This window comes from Streptosporangium sp. G11 (assembly GCF_051192615.1).
Classification (GTDB): domain Bacteria; phylum Actinomycetota; class Actinomycetes; order Streptosporangiales; family Streptosporangiaceae; genus Streptosporangium.
Map to the genome: position 1 here is coordinate 14,460 of NZ_JBPJUQ010000062.1, position 18,194 is coordinate 32,653.

An 18,194-nucleotide genomic window follows, 5' to 3' on the forward strand; every position below is an offset into this window, starting at 1 on the left:
ACTTGACGCCACCGTCACGACGCCCTTAACTGGCGCATACTCTCTTGTTAGCGCTCACATCTCCTGCGAGAAGGTCTCCATGATGCGAGGACTCCTGACCGCCCAGGGGTTGACAGTCGGCCGACCCGGGCATTTGATAGCTCGTCACGCAGCCGAACGGATCATCACGCGGTCTGACACCGCTGATGTGAGCGCTCTCAAAAACGCTCACGACGACGTCCGTGAAGACGCTCGCGGACACGTTCGCAAACACGCTCACGGACACCGGCGCGGGCCGGAACCCCGCCCGCTCCGGTGTCGCCGTGGCCGCGGCTCGGACAGGACGCGCCCCGGCTGCGGCACGCCGGAGACCGGGACGCCCCGCCGCGGCACTCGCTACTCCCGGGACGCACCGCGTCCCACCGCTGTCCCGGCCCGCCCCTGGGTCGGGACGGGCCCCCACACTGGAGGTATTCGATGAAGTTCGCGAAGCTGGCCACCGCCGCGGTGAGCCTGGCTCTCGCCATGGGAGTGACGGCCTGTGGCTCCAGCGTCAAGACCGTCGACCAGGGCGCGTCGGGAGCGGCCTCCGCGGCGCCCGCCGACACCCTCGTCGGCGTCACCATGCCCACCAAGTCCTCCGAGCGCTGGATCCACGACGGCGACAACGTCAAGGGCGCCCTGGAGAAGCTGGGCTACAAGGTCGACCTGCAGTACGCGGAGAACGACATCCCCACGCAGGTCAACCAGATCGAGAACCAGATCACCAGGGGCGCCAAGCTCCTGATCATCGCCTCGATCGACGGTACCGCCATCACCACGCAGCTCCAGCAGGCGGCGGACAAGAAGATCCCGGTGATCGCCTATGACCGGCTCATCCGCAACTCGCCGAACGTCGACTACTACGCCACCTTCGACAACTACAAGGTGGGCGTGCAGCAGGCGACCTCGCTGCTGGTCGGCCTGAAGCTGAAGAAGGAGGACGGCTCCGACGGCGACGCCAAGGGCCCGTTCAACATCGAGATCTTCGCCGGCTCCCCGGACGACAACAACGCCACCTTCTTCTACAACGGCGCGATGGACACCCTGAAGCCGTACATCGACAAGGGCACCCTGGTCGTCAAGAGCGGCCAGACCGACTTCAAGACCGTCGCGATCCTGCGCTGGGACCCGGCCACCGCGCAGAAGCGCATGGAGGACCTGATCACCAAGGCCTACTCCGGCGGCACCAAGGTCCAGGGCGTGCTCTCCCCGTACGACGGTCTGTCCATCGGCATCCTGTCGGCGCTGAAGAGCAGCGGCTACGGCACCGCCGACCAGCCGTACCCGGTCGTGACCGGCCAGGACGGCGAGGTCGCCTCGGTGAAGTCGATCATCGCGGGCGAGCAGTACGCGACGATCTACAAGGACACCCGCCAGCTGGCCGCCGTCACCGTCGAGATGGCCGACGCCGTGCTCAAGGGCGGCAAGCCCGAGGTGAACAACACCAAGGACTACGACAACGGCAACAAGGTCGTCCCGTCGAACCTGCTCGACCCCGTGATCGTCTACAAGGACAACTACAAGCAGGTCCTCGTCGATTCCGGCTACTACACCGAAGACCAGCTCAAGTAGCCACATCGGTGTCATGACGGAAGGCACCTGGCCGGCGGCATCCCCACCCGCCGCCGGCCGGGCGCTCTCGGAACAGGAAGGCAGCGCGGAGGCGGACGGCATGACCGACGACATACTTCAGATGCGCGGGATCACCAAGGCGTTCCCGGGCGTCAAAGCCCTGCAGGACGTCAACCTGGTGGTACAGCGCGGCGAGATACACGCGATCTGCGGGGAGAACGGCGCCGGGAAGTCGACGCTGATGAAGGTCCTGTCCGGCGTGTACCCCCACGGCTCGTACGACGGCGAGATCCTCTTCGAGGGCGAGCCGTGCCGCTTCTCCGACATCAGGGACAGCGAGAAGCGCGGCATCGTGATCATTCACCAGGAGCTCGCGCTCAGCCCCTACCTGTCGATCGCCGAGAACATCTTCCTCGGCAACGAGCGGACCAGCCGCGGCCTGATCGACTGGAACCGGACGAACGCCGAGGCCGCCGAGCTGCTGGAGCGGGTCGGGCTGCGGGAGAACCCGGTGACGGCCTCGATGGACATCGGGGTGGGCAAGCAGCAGCTGGTGGAGATCGCCAAGGCGCTGTCCAAGAAGGTCAGGCTGCTCATCCTCGACGAGCCGACCGCGTCGCTCAACGACGAGGACTCGGCGCACCTGCTCGACCTGCTGCGCGGGCTGCGCGAGGAGGGCATCACCTCGGTGATCATCTCGCACAAGCTGAACGAGATCCAGGCCATCGCCGACTCGACCACGATCCTGCGCGACGGCCGGACGATCGAGACCCTCGACATGAGGAACGACCAGGTCACCGAGGACCGCATCATCTCGGGCATGGTCGGCCGCGACCTCGAGAACCGCTTCCCGCCGCACGAGTCGAAGATCGGCGAGGAGGCGCTGCGGATCGAGGACTGGACCGTGCACAGCCCCAGCCAGCACGGCCGCGTCGTCGTCTCCGGCGCCAACCTGACGCTGCGCCGCGGCGAGATCGTCGGCCTGGCCGGTCTGATGGGCGCCGGGCGCACCGAGCTGGCGATGAGCGTGTTCGGCCGCAGCTACGGGGTCGGCATCTCCGGCCGCGTCTACAAGGACGGGCGGGAGATCCAGCTCCGCACGGTCGGCGAGGCGATCGACCACGGGCTCGCGTACGCCACCGAGGACCGCAAGCGCTACGGGCTCAACCTGATCGAGGACATCAAGCGGAACGTCTCGGCCGCGGCGCTGAGGAAGCTGGCGAAGCGCGGCTGGGTCGACGACAACAAGGAATACCAGGTCGCCGACAACTTCCGCGAGAGCATGAACATCAAGGCTCCCAGCGTGCTGTCGGTCACCGGGAAGCTCAGCGGCGGCAACCAGCAGAAGGTGGTGCTGTCGAAGTGGATCTTCACCGACGCGGACGTGCTGATCCTCGACGAGCCCACCCGGGGCATCGACGTGGGTGCCAAGTACGAGATCTACTCGATCATCAACCAGCTCGCCGACCAGGGCAAGGCCATCCTGGTCATCTCCTCGGAGCTTCCCGAGCTGCTCGGCGTCTGCGACCGCATCTACGCCATGTCGGCCGGTCGCATCACCGGTGAGGTCTCCCGGGCGGAGGCCACCCCGGAGCGGCTCATGCAGTTCATGACCAAGGAAAAGGAGTAGGAAGCACGATGAGCAGCGGCCAGGTCCCGGCGCACGGAGTCGCCGAACCCGCAGGAAAGACCGGAGCACCGCCACCGGGCGGCGGCGACCTTCTGGCGGTGCCCGCGAAGGCACCAGGAGGCCGTTTCTCCATCAACCTGCGACAGAGCGGCATCTACATCGCCTTCGCGCTGGTCATCGTGCTGTTCTCCATCCTGACCGACGGTGAGCTGCTCAGCCCGCAGAACATCTCGAACATCATGGTGCAGAACTCCTACATCCTGATCCTGGCGATCGGCATGATCCTGATCATCATCGCCGGGCACATCGACCTGTCGGTGGGATCGGTGGTCGCGGTCACGGGCGCGATCGCGGCCGTGCTGATGGTCGACATGGACGTGGCCTGGCCGCTGGCCATCCTCATCACGCTGATCGTCGGCGCGCTGATCGGGGCCTGGCAGGGCTACTGGATCGCCTACTTCGGCATCCCGGCGTTCATCGTGACCCTGGCCGGAATGCTGATCTTCAGGGCGCTGACCCTGACCGTGCTCGGCAACCAGGGCATCGGCCCCTTCCCCGACGAGGTGCGGACCCTCGCCAACGGCTTCGTGCCCGGCTTCTTCGGCAACATCGGCCTCGGCCCGCTCGGCGGCGCCGACGTGCTGACGCTGCTCATCGGCCTGGCCGCGGTGGCCGGGATCGTCGGCACGCAGTGGCGGGCCCGCCAGGCGCGGCTGGGCTACCGGCAGAAGGTCGACGCGCTGCCGCTGTTCTTCCTGAAGATCGGTGTCGCCTCCGCGGTGGTGATAGCCGTCATCGTGCAGCTGGCCAGGTTCAAGAACCTGCCCTGGGTGCTGGTGCTCCTCGCGATCCTCGTCCTGGGCTACACGCTCATGACCAACCGCGCCGTCTTCGGCCGCCACATCTACGCCATCGGCGGCAACCTGAACGCGGCGAGCCTGTCGGGCATCAAGGTCAAGTCCGTCACGTTCTGGCTCTTCGTCAACATGGGCGTGCTCGCCGCGCTCGCCGGGATCATCTTCGCCGGGCGGCTGAACCAGGCGGGGCCGACGGCGGGCAACAGCTTCGAGCTGGACGCCATCGCGGCCGCGTTCATCGGCGGCGCCGCCGTCCAGGGCGGCGTGGGCAAGGTGGTCGGCGCGCTCACCGGCGGTCTCATCATGGCCGTGATCAACAACGGCATGTCCCTGATCGGCGCGCCCAGCGAGCAGGTCCTGCTCTTCAAGGGCCTGGTCCTGCTCGCCGCCGTGGCCCTCGACGTGTGGACCAAGCGCCGCGCGGGCGCGGCCCGCTGACCCGGCCGGGCCCCGGAGGGCCCGGCCGCCTCTTCCTCCCCCACCGGCCTCAGCCCGCCGGCCTCGTCCCCTCCCGCCCTTGGCCCTTTGGCCCTTCCCGCCCTTGGCCCCTCGGCCCGCCGGACATTCCCGCGGGCCGGCCGGTGGTCACGGGGTGTGGAGGTTCCCGCCCGGGGTAAAGCGAGTGATCTCGGCGGGTAGGAGGGGACACTGATGGCGATCGACTCGGTGGGCATGTGGATCGCGGTCATCGCGTTGGTGGTGGTGCTGCTCAGTCTCGACTTCGTGGTGGCGGCGCGCCGGCCGCACGCCGTGGGCATGCGCGAGGCCACCGCCTGGACGGTCTTCTACATCGGCGTGGCCATAGCCTTCGGCCTGGTCCTGTGGTGGCTGGCCGGGGCGGGGCTCGCGACGGAGTACTTCGCCGGATGGATGGTGGAAAAAAGCCTCTCCGTCGACAACCTCTTCGTCTTCGTCATCATCATGGCGCGGTTCTCGGTGCCCGAGGAGCACCAGCAGAAGGTGCTGCTCTTCGGCATCGCCACCGCCCTTGTGCTGCGCACCGTCCTCATCGCGGTCGGCGCGGCGGCCATCGCCCTCTTCTCCTTCACGTTCCTGATCTTCGGCCTGCTCCTGATCTGGACGGCGATCCAGCTCATCCGGCACAGGAACCAGGACCCCGACGTCGAGAACAACCCGCTGATCCGCCGCGCGGGGAAGGTACTCCCGGTCAGCGACGACATGCACGGCGGCAAGCTCGTCGCCCGCGAGGACGGCAAGCGGGTGGTCACGCCGCTGTTCGTGGTCTTCCTCGCCATCGGAAGCACCGACCTGCTGTTCGCCCTCGACTCCATTCCCGCCGTCTTCGGCGTCACCAAGCATCCGCTCATCGTCTTCGCCGCCAACGCCTTCGCGCTGCTGGGACTGCGCGCCCTGTACTTCCTGATCGAGGGCCTGCTCGAACGGCTGGTCTACCTGTCGATCGGCCTGGCGGTCATCCTCGGCTTCATCGGCCTCAAGCTCATCCTGTCGTTCCTGCACGAGGACATCTCGAAGTCCTTCCCCGAGGTCCCGACCCCGGTCTCCCTCGGAGTGATCCTCCTGGTGCTGCTGGTCACCGTCATCGCCAGCCTGCGGAGGGTGCGCAGCCACCCGGAGGAGCGCGCGCACGCGGGCACCCTGCACCGGATGCGCCGCAAGGACGGAAAGCGGGGCCGGGAACCGGGTCAGCCTCAGGGGCAGGAGCAGGGCCAAGGCCGGCAGGGCGGCTCCGTCCACCGGGAATCCGCCGACGACTGAGAAGGCCGCGGATTCCCGGTGGACGGATTACCGGCGAGCGGATTCCCCGCGGGCGGACCACCGGTGAACAGATCACCGGTGGACGAACCCACCTGCGGAGACCCGCGCGAGCGTGCAGGGCAGTGGGAAGACCCGCGAGCGTACGGGGCGGTGGGAAGACCCGCGAGCGTACGGACCGTCGCTCAGGCCAGGCAGCGCAGGGCGGTCCTGAGCCCGCGGTCGAGGGGATGGTCGTCCGGCAGGCGGCCGACCGTCGCCTCCACGAACACCGGGACCGGCAGCCGCTCGCTCATCCCGTTCGCGTGCACCAGGACCCCGTCGGCGGTCAGCTCGACCTGGACCTTCGCGTCCTGCTCGGCGAGCACGAACATCCCCACCCTGGCCCGCCACCGGGACCGCTCCTTCGCCTCCTCCTCCGTGACGGGCGCGCCGACGTCGTCGGCGTGGGTGGCGTACTCGGAGGCGTAGTGGAAGGTCTGCGAGCCCACCGGGTACGGCCCGGCGAAGGTCGGCAGCAGGGCCTCGTGGCCGAGCGCGCGCATCCGCTCGCGGGTGTCCCCGTTCTCGCGCCGCCACTCCTGGAGCACCTCCTCGACCGGAAGTCCTCGGCGGTTCTCCACGCACCACCCGTTGAAACCGTCGAAACCACCGCCCACGCCCTCACGCCGGAGCATCGCGGTGAAACCGTCGACGTCGTCGTCCAGGCAGGCGTGGTTGTACAGCTCCTCCCCCGCCAGGTGCCCGAGCACGTCCCGAACCGACCAGCCGGCCGCCCGCGAGGGGCGGTTCCAGCCCTCCGCGTCGAGTCCCGAGAAGTAGCGGTCGAGGCGCTCCGCCTCGGCGTCGAAGATGTCGAACGGGTCGAGACCCCTCAGGGGATCCTTGGATTCGTTGGTCATGCCTCAGCCGTACCCGGAGAAGGGCGAACGTCCCCTGCCGAGCCGAGTGGCCGCGCCTCGGGCCCGTCCGCCCGGCGCCGCGTGAAGCCTCGGCATCGCCCACGGCATCAGCGGGCCGTTCGCCCTGCTCACCCAAGCTCTGCGCCGAGACGTCACCGGGGACGGGCACCGAGGAAATGAGTAACGTGACGCCCGTGTCTCGAACCTCTCTTCTGGCCGCTGCCCTCACGTTGTCGGTCTGCCTTGCGAATGCCTCAGTGGTAAACGCAGCTTCATCGTCGCCGGCCCAGGTGTCGAGGGGTGCTACTCACGCATCGATGTCAGCCAAAGGCCTGCTACAGAGGCCACAAACCTTGATCACGCCCAAGCAGGCGGCCATTAATAAGACCAAAACCCTGCTGACAACACTCTTTACCGATCAGCAGCTGTCCAAAATCCTGGACAAAACGGCGGAAGACATCTACGCCAACAAACCTTTTAAAGAATCCTTCGGCACTCTCATCGCCCCGAATGATCTCACCCAAAGTCAAATGGTGATCATATCGACCTCCGGGGTTCCGCTGACAAAGGCCCTCACAGTCCTTCTCCGCAGGTTCGAACCATATTACAATAACATAAGCAAGAAGATTCTAGCAATGAAAGGCAGTCGGAGGACGAAAGCGGACTGCTTCAATCAGACTTACGTGATGGTGACTGAATATCTCACCAAAGCTAATATCGCGCCGGTTCTGACCGAGATTAAAAGCAGTCTGACGTCGAAAGAGTGGCAGTCTGTGAGAGCCAATGGCGCAACACTATTTCTCTGGAGTAGGTACGGGCTGTAGGACCGCCTGGTCTGCGCCGGCCGAAGTGGCGATCATCCAGGCGCGCCGGAGGAGTCGGCGAGGCGGTTCGGTGCTCCACGGAGCGGCCGAGCCGCTCAAGCGACCTCGTCGCTGATCTGCACCCACGGCATTCCTGGACCCGTATACCCCCATCCACCGCGCCAGGGCGCTCCGCGGGCCGTCAACGCTGGCTACAGGATGGCTGCCATGCCGGTTCGCGAGAGCGGGTGTTCATCGCGATCGTCACAATGCGCCCAGGGAGTCAAGGTGGTTGACGGGAGTGCCGGAATCAGTGGCCTGCTACTCGCGTGAAGCACACGCGGCCCCTTTCCCTGCGGGCTTCCAGCCCGAAGCGGGGAAGAGGTGGGGAAGGCGGCCCCCCGGACGGAGCTTCCACCCTCCCCACCTCCTTCCCGGCGCCACCTGCTGTGCGGGGCTGCGAGGCGGCCGCACAGCAGCACCTGGAGCCTGTCCCAAAGTCGATCAACGGCGTGTCGTAGCCGGGTAAGCAAAGAGGTCTCCGATAGAGGGTTCATCGACGAAGAAGAACCTCATATCCGGAGACCTCGTGACAACCATCCACCTCGCCGCCATCAACGACTGGCTCACCCGCCTTTGAGACAGGCCCTAGTCGTCGTTCTCGTCGTCCTCGTCGTCCCTGTCATCGTCGTCGTCGCTTCCCTTGAAGTGCTGACGACGTGGCTCCTGGTCCCCGCCGTCCGGCTGGAAGACGAACCCGGAGTCGCGCAGGAAGGCGATGAGCGGCCCGTCGGAGGCGAGCCTGCCCCTCCGCCGCGCCTCGGACAGGTCCCGGCCGAGCTTGCGCAGTTCGTCGCGCGCCTTCTCGTTCCGGCCCTGCCGGAGGGCCTGGGCGACTTTGGAAATCCTCTCCCGGAGCTCGCGGGCCACCCTGGGGTCGATCTTCCCCTGGCGCTCCTGGTCGGTGACGGCCCGGTAGAAGACCGGCAGCAGCGTCTGCCATCCGGTCGCCGCCGGCGGCGACCGGACCGGCACCGGGGACGGCGGCGCGGACACGCTCCGCGAGACGGCCGCTGTGGGTGACGGCGACGCGGTCCGCACCGGGGAGCCCGTCCCGGACGGCACCACCGTCCGGGACGCGGCGGCCTGCCCCACCGGGTCCGACGGCGCCAGCGCCCAGAGACCCGCCGCCACGAGTACGGCCACCACACCCAGCGCGATCGCGACGGACCGCCCGGGTGACCGTCCCCGCATGAGCGCGGAGAGGCCGGACACGGGCGCCGGCGCCACCGGTCCCGGCGGGACCGTCGACGACACGGTGTCGTACGTGAGCGTCGGCGGGGCGGTGTCGCGGGCGGGCGACGCCTGACGGGCCGTCACGGTGACCTGGCGGACCACCTCTCCCCCGGTCGGCCGCGCGGCGGGATCCTTCTCCAGCAGGGCCAGGACGAGCCCCTCCAGCTCCGCCGGAACATCCGGCCGGTACCGCCTGGGCGGATCCGGCCGGTCACGAACGTGCTGGGAGATCACCTCCGTGGCCGGGCCGACGAACGGGGGCCGCCCGCACAGCAGCTCGTAGCAGACACAGCCGAGCGCGTACAGGTCCGAGGCCGCGTCCCCCGGCTCGCCGAGGATCTGCTCGGGAGACAGGTAGGCGGCCGTGCCGATGACGCTGCCCGCCGAGGTCAGCCGCATCGCGGCCTCGGTCGCGACCCTGGCGGTACCGAAGTCGACGACCTTGAGCGTGCCCCCCGCGCCCAGGTGCAGGTTCGCGGGCTTGACGTCGCGGTGCACGACCCCGGCCCGGTGCGCGGCGTCCAGCCCGAGCGCGGCCTGCCCGACCAGGTGGCACGTCTCGGAGACGCTCAGCGCTCCCCGTTCGGCCAGCTCGGCGGCGAGGTCCCGGCCGGCCAGCAACTCCATCACCAGGTACGGCCGATCCTCGTGCTCACCCATGTCGAGCACCGTCACCACGTTGGGATGGACGACACGTGCGGCCGTCCTGGCCTCCCGGGCGAACCTCTCGCGCGTGGCGGCGTCGGCCACCCACGGTGACAGGATCTTGACCGCCACCGCCCAGCCCGGCCGCAGGTCGTAGGCGCGCCACACCTCGCCCGTGCCGCCGCGGCCGATCAGTTCGTCCAGCCGGTACCGGTCGGCGAGCACGGCCGCCGTCCCCTCCCAAACGCCCACGATCCCCGCCATCGACTCCGAGCCCGACAATTGGCACACAACTATATGAGGGGAGGCTCCGACCTACGGATGTACGCCCCAAGTCCTCTCCGAGCCGGGGTTTTCCGCCCTGCCGTATCCCACCGGATCTCCCGTCACCACCCGTTCGCCCTGCGGAAAAGAGCATCGTAGGGGTCGGGTTTCATATCCGCTCGGATCCACTCGGCGACCTGGTTCCGAGGCAGGTGATGGGCTTGCCGGACGTCGTGACCGTGCGGTGCGCACAGGTCGATGAGATCGCCCTGCTGCCAGCCCCGGTCCGCGAGGCAGCCGTTCCCGTCGGCGACGAACGCCTCGACCGCCCGGGTTCCGCATCTGGGCACCACGCAGTTGTGCACCTCGTCGCGGCGTTCACGCTCGATCCGCTCGGTGTCGCTCACCATGGGGCCTCCTCAGGTCTCACGGCCAGCGTATGGCCCGCCGGCCACACCGTCAGACCGGTGAAGCCCCTGCCCCGGAGGGCAGGGGCTTCACACGGCCGCCGTGGCCGCCGCCTGTCGGGCGAGGGCGGGACATCGCCTTCTCCCGGATGACGCGCAGGCCGGCGACCCGGCCGCCGGGGTCGGTGAGGACGCGGCCGTACCGCTCAGCCGGCGTCCGCCCGGCCTTCCGCCGCGTTCACCGGGCGGTAGGCGAGGGCGATCAGGCCGGTGTCGAACGTCGTGTTGTCGACGAGCTCCAGGGTCGCCTTGACGTTCTCCCCGCGGAACAGCCGCTGCCCCTCGCCGAGGATGACGGGGGAGACCAGGAGCCGGTACTCGTCGAGCAGCCCGTTCTCCATGAGCGTGTCGGTGAGCCGGCCACAGCCCCAGATCATGATGTTCCCGCCGGGCTGCCTCTTCAGCTCGGTCACCTTGGCGACGAGGTCGTCGCCGTGGACGATGGTCGAGTTCTCCCACTCGGCCTTCTCCAGGGTCGAGGAGACCACGTACTTCGCGATGCTGTTCACGTGGTCGGCGTAGGGGTTGCTCATGCCGGGCCATGCCTGGGCCATGCCCACGTAGGTGACCCGTCCCAGCAGCAGGGTGTCGCTGCCGAGCATGAGGTCCATGGAGTACGCCTGCGCCTCCGCGTTCGAGTACGGCATGGACCACAGGTGGGGGTTGTCGATGTAGCCGTCGAGGGTGGTGTGGGTCTGGGCGATGATCTTCCGCATGATTTTCTCCGTGTCGTTCACGTTGGATAAGTCCGAATATGAGAGGGGGTTCAGGTGACGTACGGGTTCCTGGCTCGGGCGTCGCGCAGTGCACGGGCCCACCAGGCCAGCCGGTCGAGCGTGGTCCGCACCGCGGTGTTGCACTCCGCGGTGGCCTTGGGCCAGGTGCCGTCGGGGGCGAAGAGGTCCCAGTAGCGGGGAAGGGTGACGGCGTCGCGGATGGTCACGGCGTGCAACTCGGTGAAGACCTGGCGGAGCTGGTCGACGGCGTGCAGGCCGCCGGAGTCCCGGCCGTAGGCGACGAAGGCGACGGGCTTGGCCTGCCACTCCTCGCAGTACCAGTCGATGGCGGTCTTCAGCGGAGCGGGGAAGCTCCGGTTGTACTCGGGGGTGACCACGACGAAGGCGTCGGCGGCCGCCAGCCTCGGCGCCAGGGCCGCCACCTCGGCGGGGGCGGGCTCGCCCTGGTCGTTGAGGGTCTGCGGCAGGCCGGTCTCGGCCAGGTCGATCAGGTCGACGTCCAGGTCGCCGCGCCTGCGGGCCCGGGTGGCGAACCACCCCGCCACGGTGGGGCCGAACCGGCCTTCGCGGGTGCTCCCGATGATGACCGCCAGCCGCAGCCGGTCGTCCTCCGACATCTCCGTACCTCCCTCGCGTCCTGCCCGGTCCGACGTGTCTCACTATGCCGCCCCCCTTTTACGGAAAAGCTCCCGTCGTTTTACGGCCCGACCGGGGCTCGCGAGAATCCGTCGTAACGCGGTGAGCGCGCGACGTTATCGTGGCCTTCATGCGTTTCGGGGTGCTTGGGCCACTGGCCGTGTGGACGACCGCGGGTGAGCCGGTGACGATTCCAGGGCTGAAGGTCCGCACCCTGCTGGCCGACCTCCTGGTGCACGAGGGGCGTCCGGTGCCCGTCGACCGGCTGATCGACGACCTGTGGGGCGACGACCCGCCCGGCAACCCGGCCGGCGCCCTGTCGGCCAAGGTCTCGCAGCTGCGCAGGGTGCTGGAGGACGCCGAACCCGGCTGCCGGGATCTGGTCGTCCGCCATCCCGCGGGTTACACGCTGAAGGCCGACACCGACGTGGCCGGTTTCCTGCGCCTGGTCGACGAGGCGGGCCGGGCCGGGGATCCGTCGGCCAGGGCGGCGCTGCTGGCCGACGCGCTGGCGTCGTGGCGCGGTCCCGCGTTCGCCGACTTCGGCGACGAGCCGTTCGCGCGACCCGCGATCGCGCGACTGGAGGAGCGGCGGCTGACCGCGTGGGAGGACCGCGCGGAGGTACGGCTGGAGCTGGGCGAGCACGTGAAGCTCGCGGGGGAACTCGGTGACCTGCTCGCCGCGCACCCCCTGAGGGAGCGGCTGCGCGCCGCGCACATGCGTGCCCTGTACCGGTCCGGGCGGCAGAGCGAGGCGCTGGACAGCTACGGGGAACTGCGCGTCCTGCTGGCCGATGAGCTGGGCCTGGACCCGGGCGCCGACCTGGTCGCCCTGCACCGGGCCGTCCTCGCCCAGGACCCGGCGCTGGCCGCGCCCGGCCTTCTCCCGGACAGGCCCGCCACCAACCTTCCCGCGCCTCTCACCGACCTGATCGGCAGGGAGGAGGCCGTCGCCGCGATCCGCGCCCTGCTGGAGGCGGAGCGGCTGGTGACGCTCACCGGCCCCGGCGGCGTGGGCAAGACCCGCCTGGCGATCGAGACCGCCAGGCACCTGACCGGTCCGGGGGAAACCTCTTCCGACCCCTCCGGCACCGCGCCCTCCACCCCTCCCTCCGGCTCTCCAGGCGTCGTACGTGACGGGGTGTGGCTGGTCGAGCTGGCCGCGCTCGACCGCCCCGGCGACGAGGACGCCGTCCACCGGCTGGCTGAGACGATCATGGCGGTGCTGGACGTCCAGGACACCGCGGGTGCCGCGGGGCCGGTGACCGCCGCCGACCGGCTCACCGAGGCGCTGCGCCCCCGGCGGCTGCTGCTGGTGCTGGACAACTGCGAGCACGTCGTCGAGCCGGTCGCCGAGCTGGCCGGACCGCTGCTGCGCGCCGCCCCGGGGCTGCGGATCCTCGCGACCAGCCAGGAACCGCTCGCCCTGCCCGGCGAGGTGGTCTGGAGCGTCCCGCCGCTGGAGGTGCCCGGCCGGGACACCGGCGACATTCCCGCGCTGGAGCGGACGGGCTCCGTGCGGCTGTTCGTGGCACGCGCGTCCGCCGCGGCCCGGGGGTTCGCCCTCGACGCGGACACCGCCCCGGCGGTCGCGGCGCTGTGCCGCAGGCTGGACGGCATCCCGCTGGCGCTGGAGCTGGCCGCGACGAGAGTCCCCGCCCTCGGGGTGCACGGTCTCGTCGCCCGCCTCGACGACCGGTTCAGGTTGCTGGCCACCGGGCACCGGGGCGTCCCGCCGCGCCAGCAGACCCTGACGGCGATGATCGACTGGAGCTGGGAGCTGCTGACCGGCGCCGAGCGCGCCGTCCTGCGTCGCCTCGCCGTACACGCCGACGGCTGCACCATGGAGGCCGCCGAGGCCGTCTGCGCGGGGGACGACATCCCGGCCGAGGAGGTGCTCGACCTGGTGGCGCGGCTGGTGAACCGGTCGCTGGTGGTCATGGTGGACGGTGCCGACGGGCCGAGATACCGGTTGCTGGAGTCGGTGGCGGCGTACTGCGTCGAGCGCCTCCAGCGGGCCGGGGAGTACGAGCGGGTGCGGCGGCGGCACCTGCGCCACTACACCGGCCTCGCCGAGCGGGCCGAGCCGCGCCTCTACGAGGCGGACCAGCGGCGCTGGCTGCGGCGCCTCGACTCCGACGCCGCGAACCTCCGCGCCGCGCTGAACGCGGCCGTCAGGAACGGCGACGCGGACGGCGCGCTGCGCCTCGTCGGCGCGATGGCCTGGTACTGGTTCCTGCGCGGACGCCTGGCAGAGGCCCACCGGTCCCTGGCGGCGGCACTCGCCGTCCCCGGCGAACCCCCCGGCGCCGCGCTCCGGGCCAAGGCCCTCGTCTGGGAGGCCGCGATCGGGTTCCTCCGCGGCGACATCGCCGCCGCCGACCGGGAGAAAGTCCGCCGGACGGCCCTGGAGGCGTACGAGGACGCGGGCGATCCCGGCGCGCGTGCCAGGGCATGGTGGATCCTCGCCTACGCGGGGCTCGACCTCGGCGACCTGTCCGTCGCCGGAGACCTGCTGGATCGGGCGCTCCCCGCCTTCGAGGCGCTCGGCGACCGGTGGGGAACGGCCGCGGCCCTCGCCCTGCGGGCCAAGCTCGCGCACGTACGCGGTGACCTGGAGGGGCTCGAACGCGACGGCGAGCGCAGCGCGCGGATCTTCGGTGAGCTCGGGGAGCGCTGGGGGCAGCTGGAGTCCGGCGGCTGGCTCGGCGCGCTGGCCGAGATGACCGGTGACCTCGACCGGGCCGAACGGCTGCAGCGCGACGGCATGCGCCTGGCCGAGGAGCTCGGGATGTGGACGGAGTTCGCCGGGCGGCTGGGCTGGCTGGGCTGGATCGCGCTGCAGCGCGGCGACTACGCGCGGGCGGCGGAGTCGAGCGAGAGGTCGCTGCGGCTCGCCGTGGAGCAGGGCCACCAGGCCGGGCAGACCTTCGCCCGGATGGGGCTGGCCTTCGCCGCGCGCAGGGACGGCCGCCTCGACGTCGCGGAGACCCACCTGCGCGACGTGCTTGACCGTACCCCGCCCGACGCCGAGGAGCCGCCGCCGTACCTTCCGATGATCGTGACCGAGCTCGGCTTCGTCGCCGAGCAGCGTGGCGACGCGGCGACGGCCCTCACCCTGCACCTCTCGGCCCTCGATCTCGCGGCCAGGCTCGACGGCACCCGGGAGATGACGGTCGCCGTGTACGGGCTGGCCGGGGCCCTGGCCGTCGCCGGACATCACGACCGCGCCGCCCGGATCCTGGGCGCGGGCGCCGTGGCCCTCGCGTCGAGCCCCGTACCCCTGACCCCCGTGGAAGGCGTCGACGTCGACCGGATCACCGCGCGGGTCCGCGAGGCGCTGGGCGAGAAGCGCTTCGCCGCCGAATCCGGACGCGGCGCCGCGCTCACCCCCGAGCAGATCAGATCGCTGGCCGTCATACCGGACACGGCCGTGCCCGGCTGAACACCATCGCGCCCGCGTCCGGCTGAACACCGGACGGACACCACCGCGCCCGCACCTGACTGAACACCGGACCGGACACGGCCGCACCCACACCCGGCCGAACACCGGACCGAACGTCACCGCGCCCGCACCCGGCCGAACACCGGACCGGACACCGGGCTGAACGCGCTTCCCCGCCGGGCCGGGCGGAACAGGACGCACCGGAACCGGGAGGGCAGGCCCCTGGCAGGCCGGCCCGGGCGGAGAAATCAATTCAGCGATGGATTACGAGGCCGGGCGACCCTGGCAGACTGTCCGGCATGAGGAAGAGCACGGAAAACGAGGAGGGCGAGGAGGACGTCTCCGCCCCTCGGGCTCGCCGCAGGGGGCGTCCGCCCAGGGACCGTTCGGCGCCGTCCACGCCCGACCGCATCCTCGCCGAGGCCACCGGCCTCTTCGCCCGGCACGGGGCCGACGGCGTCTCCATGCGCGACATCGCCGCCCGGGTCGGGATCGACGTCTCCAGCGTGCACCACCACTTCCCGTCGAAGGCGTCCCTGTACGACGCCTGCTTCGCCCGCGTCTTCGAGCTGGAGCGGGCGACGCTCACGCCGCCGGTGCGCGCCTTCCTCGCCGCCGTGCGCTCCGAACCGGCGGGCGACGTGGTGGGCGCCATGCACGACCTGATGGACGCGTTCGTCGACTTCCTCGACGAGCACCCCCAGACCACGTTCCTGTGGCTGCGGCGGTGGCTGGACCCCACCCTCCACCTGTCCCTGGACGAGGCGTACTCGCTGCCGATCTACGGCGAGATCGAGCGCGCCCTGCTGGAGGCGGCCACCCGCGGTCTCGTCGTCGAGCCGACGCCGCACATCACCGTGCGCAGCCTGGTCTGGGCGGCCCACGGCCACGTGACCGCCCTGAGCGCCCGCGGCGGCGACGCCGTGACCGCCGACCGCGAGAGGCGCGAGTTCCGCGCCTACGCCCACCGTTTCGTCGACCGGCTCTACGCGACCCCTGGCGCGGGCGGCTCCGGCGGTTAATATTCCATCATCCGATGGAATATGGGAGGCAACGGATGGGCGCAAGAGAACCGGGCCGGGGCGTGACCGCCGTCGTCGGCGGCGGTGCGGCGGGCGTGGCCGCGGCCAAGGCCCTCATCGAGGCCGGCCTGCCCGTCCTCGGCGTCGAGCGCGCCGCGTCCCTCGGCGGCCTGTGGCGGCTGGACGCCGACACCGCCTCCTACGAGGGCCTCCATCTCAACACGAGCAAGCCGCGCACGGAGTTCTCCGACTTCCCGATGCCCGCCGAGTGGCCCGACTACCCGACCCGCGCCCAGCTGCTCGAATACCTGCGGTCCTACGCCGACCGCTTCGGGGTCGGCGAGCACTTCCGGTTCGGCACGACGCTCGAATCGGCCCGGCGCACCGAGGACGGCTGGGAGCTGAAGCTGACCGGTCCCGAGGGGCCGTACCGCGAGACGGTGGAGCATCTGGTGGTGGCCAACGGCCACAACCACGAGCCCCGCCTCCCCGAGCCGCCGTACCCGGGGACGTTCACCGGCGCCGAGTCGCACGCGCACGACTACGTCACCCCCGTCCGGTTCACCGGAAAGCGCGTGCTCGTCGTGGGCACCGGCAACTCCGCGATGGACATCGCCGCCGAGCTGGCCGGTCACGCCTCCGCCGTGCTGCTGTCGGCCAGGCGCGGGGTCTGGGTGCTGCCCAAGCGGCTGCTGGGCCGCCCCTCCGACCAGCTCAACGGCGCCCTCGCGGCCCTGCTCCCCTGGCGGGTGCGGCAGGTGGTCTCCCAGGCGGTGCTCAGGATCGCCGACAGGAAGCCCGCCGGACCGCGCCTGCCCGCACCCCGCGAGGGCGTGCTCCAGGACCACCCCACCCTGAGCGACTCCGTCCCCCGGCTGATCGCGGAGGGAAGGGTGCTCGCGCGCCAGGGCGTCGCGCGCCTGGACGGCTCGCGGGTCCATTTCGCCGACGGCCGGGTGGACGAGGTCGACCACATCGTCTGGTGCACCGGCTACCGGGCCGTGACGCCGTTCCTGGACGCCGCCACGGTGCCCGACCCGGCGAGCATGCTGCTCTACCGCCACGTCTTCCCCATCGGCGACGACTCGATCAGCTACGTCGGGCTGATGCAGTCGACCGGCTCGGCGCTGCCCGTCGTCGAGGCGCAGGGCCGCCTCGTGGCCGCCGTACGCGCCGGAACCCACCGGCTGCCCGCCCCCGAGACCGCGCGAAGGATCGCCTCGGCCGAACTCGACGCCGCCCGCGACCGCTGGGGGCAGCGCAGGCCCCACATGCGGATCGACGTCGACCGGTATCTCCGCGTCATGGACCGCGAGCTGCGCGCCGCCCCGTCCCGCGCGCTGGCCGGGAGCAGGATTCTGATCACCGGCGCGGCGGGCACCTTCGGCAGGGCGATGAGCGCGCGGTTCACCGCCCAGGGCGCGCACGTGGTCGGGCTGGACATCGCCCGTCCCGGCGACTCCGACATCCCGATCATCGCGTGCGACATCACCTCCCAGGAGTCCGTCGACGCCGCGGTGGCCGAGGCCGCGGCCCTGCTCGGCGGCATCGACCTGCTGGTCAACAACGCGGGGCGCGGCGGCCCCGCCCCGGCCGAGCTCGCCCCCGGCGAGGAGGTCGAGGCGCAACTGCGGCTGAACCTCCTCGGCGCCTGGCGCGTGACGGCGGCGGTCATGCCCCACCTGGTGCGTACGCGCGGGCGGGTGGTCTTCATCGCCTCGCGGATGGCGCTCCTGCCACTGCCGCTGGCGGCGGCGTACGGCGTCTCCAAGCGCGCGCTCGCGGCCTACGCCGACGCGCTCCGGCTGGAGGTCGGCACGCACGTCGGCGTGACGACGGTCTACCCGAGCATGGTCCGCAGCCCGATCCACGACAGCACGCGACAGGCCGGGCTGTCCCTGGACGCGGTGTCCAGGCCGGAACCCGTCGAGGGCGTGGTCGACGCGATCGTCCGCGCCGTCACCGCCCGCCGCGCCCCGCGCGACGTGGCGACCACCGTGCGGGGACGCGTCGAGATGATGGTCGGCAGGCACGCCCCCTCCCTGGCCGACCGCCTCGTACGCCGCACCGTCGCGGCCCGCGTGGCGGCCGGCGACTTCGCGAACGCCCCTCTCGCGGCGGGGATGGTGAGCAGGCACCGAAGCTAGGGCCTGTACGGATGCG

Annotated in this window: 13 protein-coding genes; 8 read left to right on the forward strand and 5 right to left on the reverse strand. The window is 70.7% G+C overall.

The genetic code is table 11. The features are described from left to right. Nucleotides 1–456: 456 nt before the first annotated feature. The 4 genes from chvE (at nt 457) to ACSDR0_RS38060 (ending at nt 5,817) form a co-directional block, all read left to right on the forward strand. The gene (chvE, locus tag ACSDR0_RS38045; RefSeq protein ID WP_435293799.1) at nt 457–1,593 is read left to right on the forward strand and encodes a multiple monosaccharide ABC transporter substrate-binding protein; all 1,137 of its coding nucleotides are present in this window, start codon (nt 457–459) and stop codon (nt 1,591–1,593) included. 100 nt (nt 1,594–1,693) lie between these two features. After that, complete coding sequence (gene mmsA / locus ACSDR0_RS38050) at nt 1,694–3,223, forward strand: multiple monosaccharide ABC transporter ATP-binding protein (protein WP_435293800.1); 1,530 nt, start codon at nt 1,694–1,696, stop codon at nt 3,221–3,223. Nucleotides 3,224–3,231: 8 nt separating this feature from the next. Beyond that, on the forward strand, nt 3,232–4,518 hold the full coding sequence (gene mmsB, locus ACSDR0_RS38055) for a multiple monosaccharide ABC transporter permease (protein WP_435293801.1): 1,287 nt from the start codon (nt 3,232–3,234) through the stop codon (nt 4,516–4,518). A 213-nt stretch (nt 4,519–4,731) separates the two neighbouring features. After that, entirely contained in the window at nt 4,732–5,817 is a 1,086-nt protein-coding gene (locus ACSDR0_RS38060) for a TerC family protein (protein WP_435293802.1), read from the forward strand. Between the two features lie 182 nt (nt 5,818–5,999). Here ACSDR0_RS38060 and ACSDR0_RS38065 read toward each other — a convergent pair whose 3' ends face one another. Continuing rightward, nucleotides 6,000–6,716 (reverse strand): maleylpyruvate isomerase family mycothiol-dependent enzyme, encoded by a 717-nt coding sequence (locus tag ACSDR0_RS38065; protein ID WP_435293803.1) that lies wholly within the window; start codon nt 6,714–6,716, stop codon nt 6,000–6,002. Nucleotides 6,717–6,910: 194 nt separating this feature from the next. On the opposite strand from ACSDR0_RS38065, the gene ACSDR0_RS38070 reads away from it, so the two are divergent. Continuing rightward, nucleotides 6,911–7,540 carry a hypothetical protein gene (locus ACSDR0_RS38070; RefSeq protein WP_435293804.1) on the forward strand — a complete coding sequence of 210 codons (630 nt, stop codon included), beginning with the start codon at nt 6,911–6,913 and terminating at the stop codon, nt 7,538–7,540. Nucleotides 7,541–8,167: 627 nt separating this feature from the next. Here the strand turns inward: ACSDR0_RS38070 and ACSDR0_RS38075 are convergent. From ACSDR0_RS38075 to ACSDR0_RS38090, 4 genes are all read right to left on the reverse strand, one after another. Next, a complete protein-coding gene (locus tag ACSDR0_RS38075) occupies nt 8,168–9,712 on the reverse strand; it encodes a serine/threonine-protein kinase (protein ID WP_435293805.1) in 1,545 nt (514 codons plus the stop codon). A gap of 134 nt (nt 9,713–9,846) precedes the next feature. Then, complete coding sequence (locus ACSDR0_RS38080) at nt 9,847–10,134, reverse strand: hypothetical protein (RefSeq protein WP_435293806.1); 288 nt, start codon at nt 10,132–10,134, stop codon at nt 9,847–9,849. A gap of 203 nt (nt 10,135–10,337) precedes the next feature. Then, nucleotides 10,338–10,907, reverse strand: coding sequence for a dihydrofolate reductase family protein (locus tag ACSDR0_RS38085; RefSeq protein ID WP_435293807.1), 570 nt, complete (start codon nt 10,905–10,907; stop codon nt 10,338–10,340). 50 nt (nt 10,908–10,957) lie between these two features. Then, nucleotides 10,958–11,545, reverse strand: a complete 588-nt coding sequence (locus ACSDR0_RS38090) for an NADPH-dependent FMN reductase (protein ID WP_435293808.1) — start codon at nt 11,543–11,545, stop codon at nt 10,958–10,960. Nucleotides 11,546–11,694: 149 nt separating this feature from the next. Here ACSDR0_RS38090 and ACSDR0_RS38095 point away from each other — a divergent pair, with 149 nt between their 5' ends. The 3 genes from ACSDR0_RS38095 (at nt 11,695) to ACSDR0_RS38105 (ending at nt 18,178) form a co-directional block, all read left to right on the forward strand. After that, nucleotides 11,695–15,009: a BTAD domain-containing putative transcriptional regulator gene (locus ACSDR0_RS38095; protein ID WP_435293809.1), complete on the forward strand. Its 3,315-nt coding sequence runs from the start codon at nt 11,695–11,697 to the stop codon at nt 15,007–15,009. 299 nt (nt 15,010–15,308) lie between these two features. After that, on the forward strand, nt 15,309–16,031 hold the full coding sequence (locus ACSDR0_RS38100; protein WP_435293810.1) for a TetR/AcrR family transcriptional regulator: 723 nt from the start codon (nt 15,309–15,311) through the stop codon (nt 16,029–16,031). Between the two features lie 35 nt (nt 16,032–16,066). Then, nucleotides 16,067–18,178 carry an SDR family NAD(P)-dependent oxidoreductase gene (locus ACSDR0_RS38105; protein WP_435293811.1) on the forward strand — a complete coding sequence of 704 codons (2,112 nt, stop codon included), beginning with the start codon at nt 16,067–16,069 and terminating at the stop codon, nt 18,176–18,178. Nucleotides 18,179–18,194 lie beyond the last annotated feature (16 nt).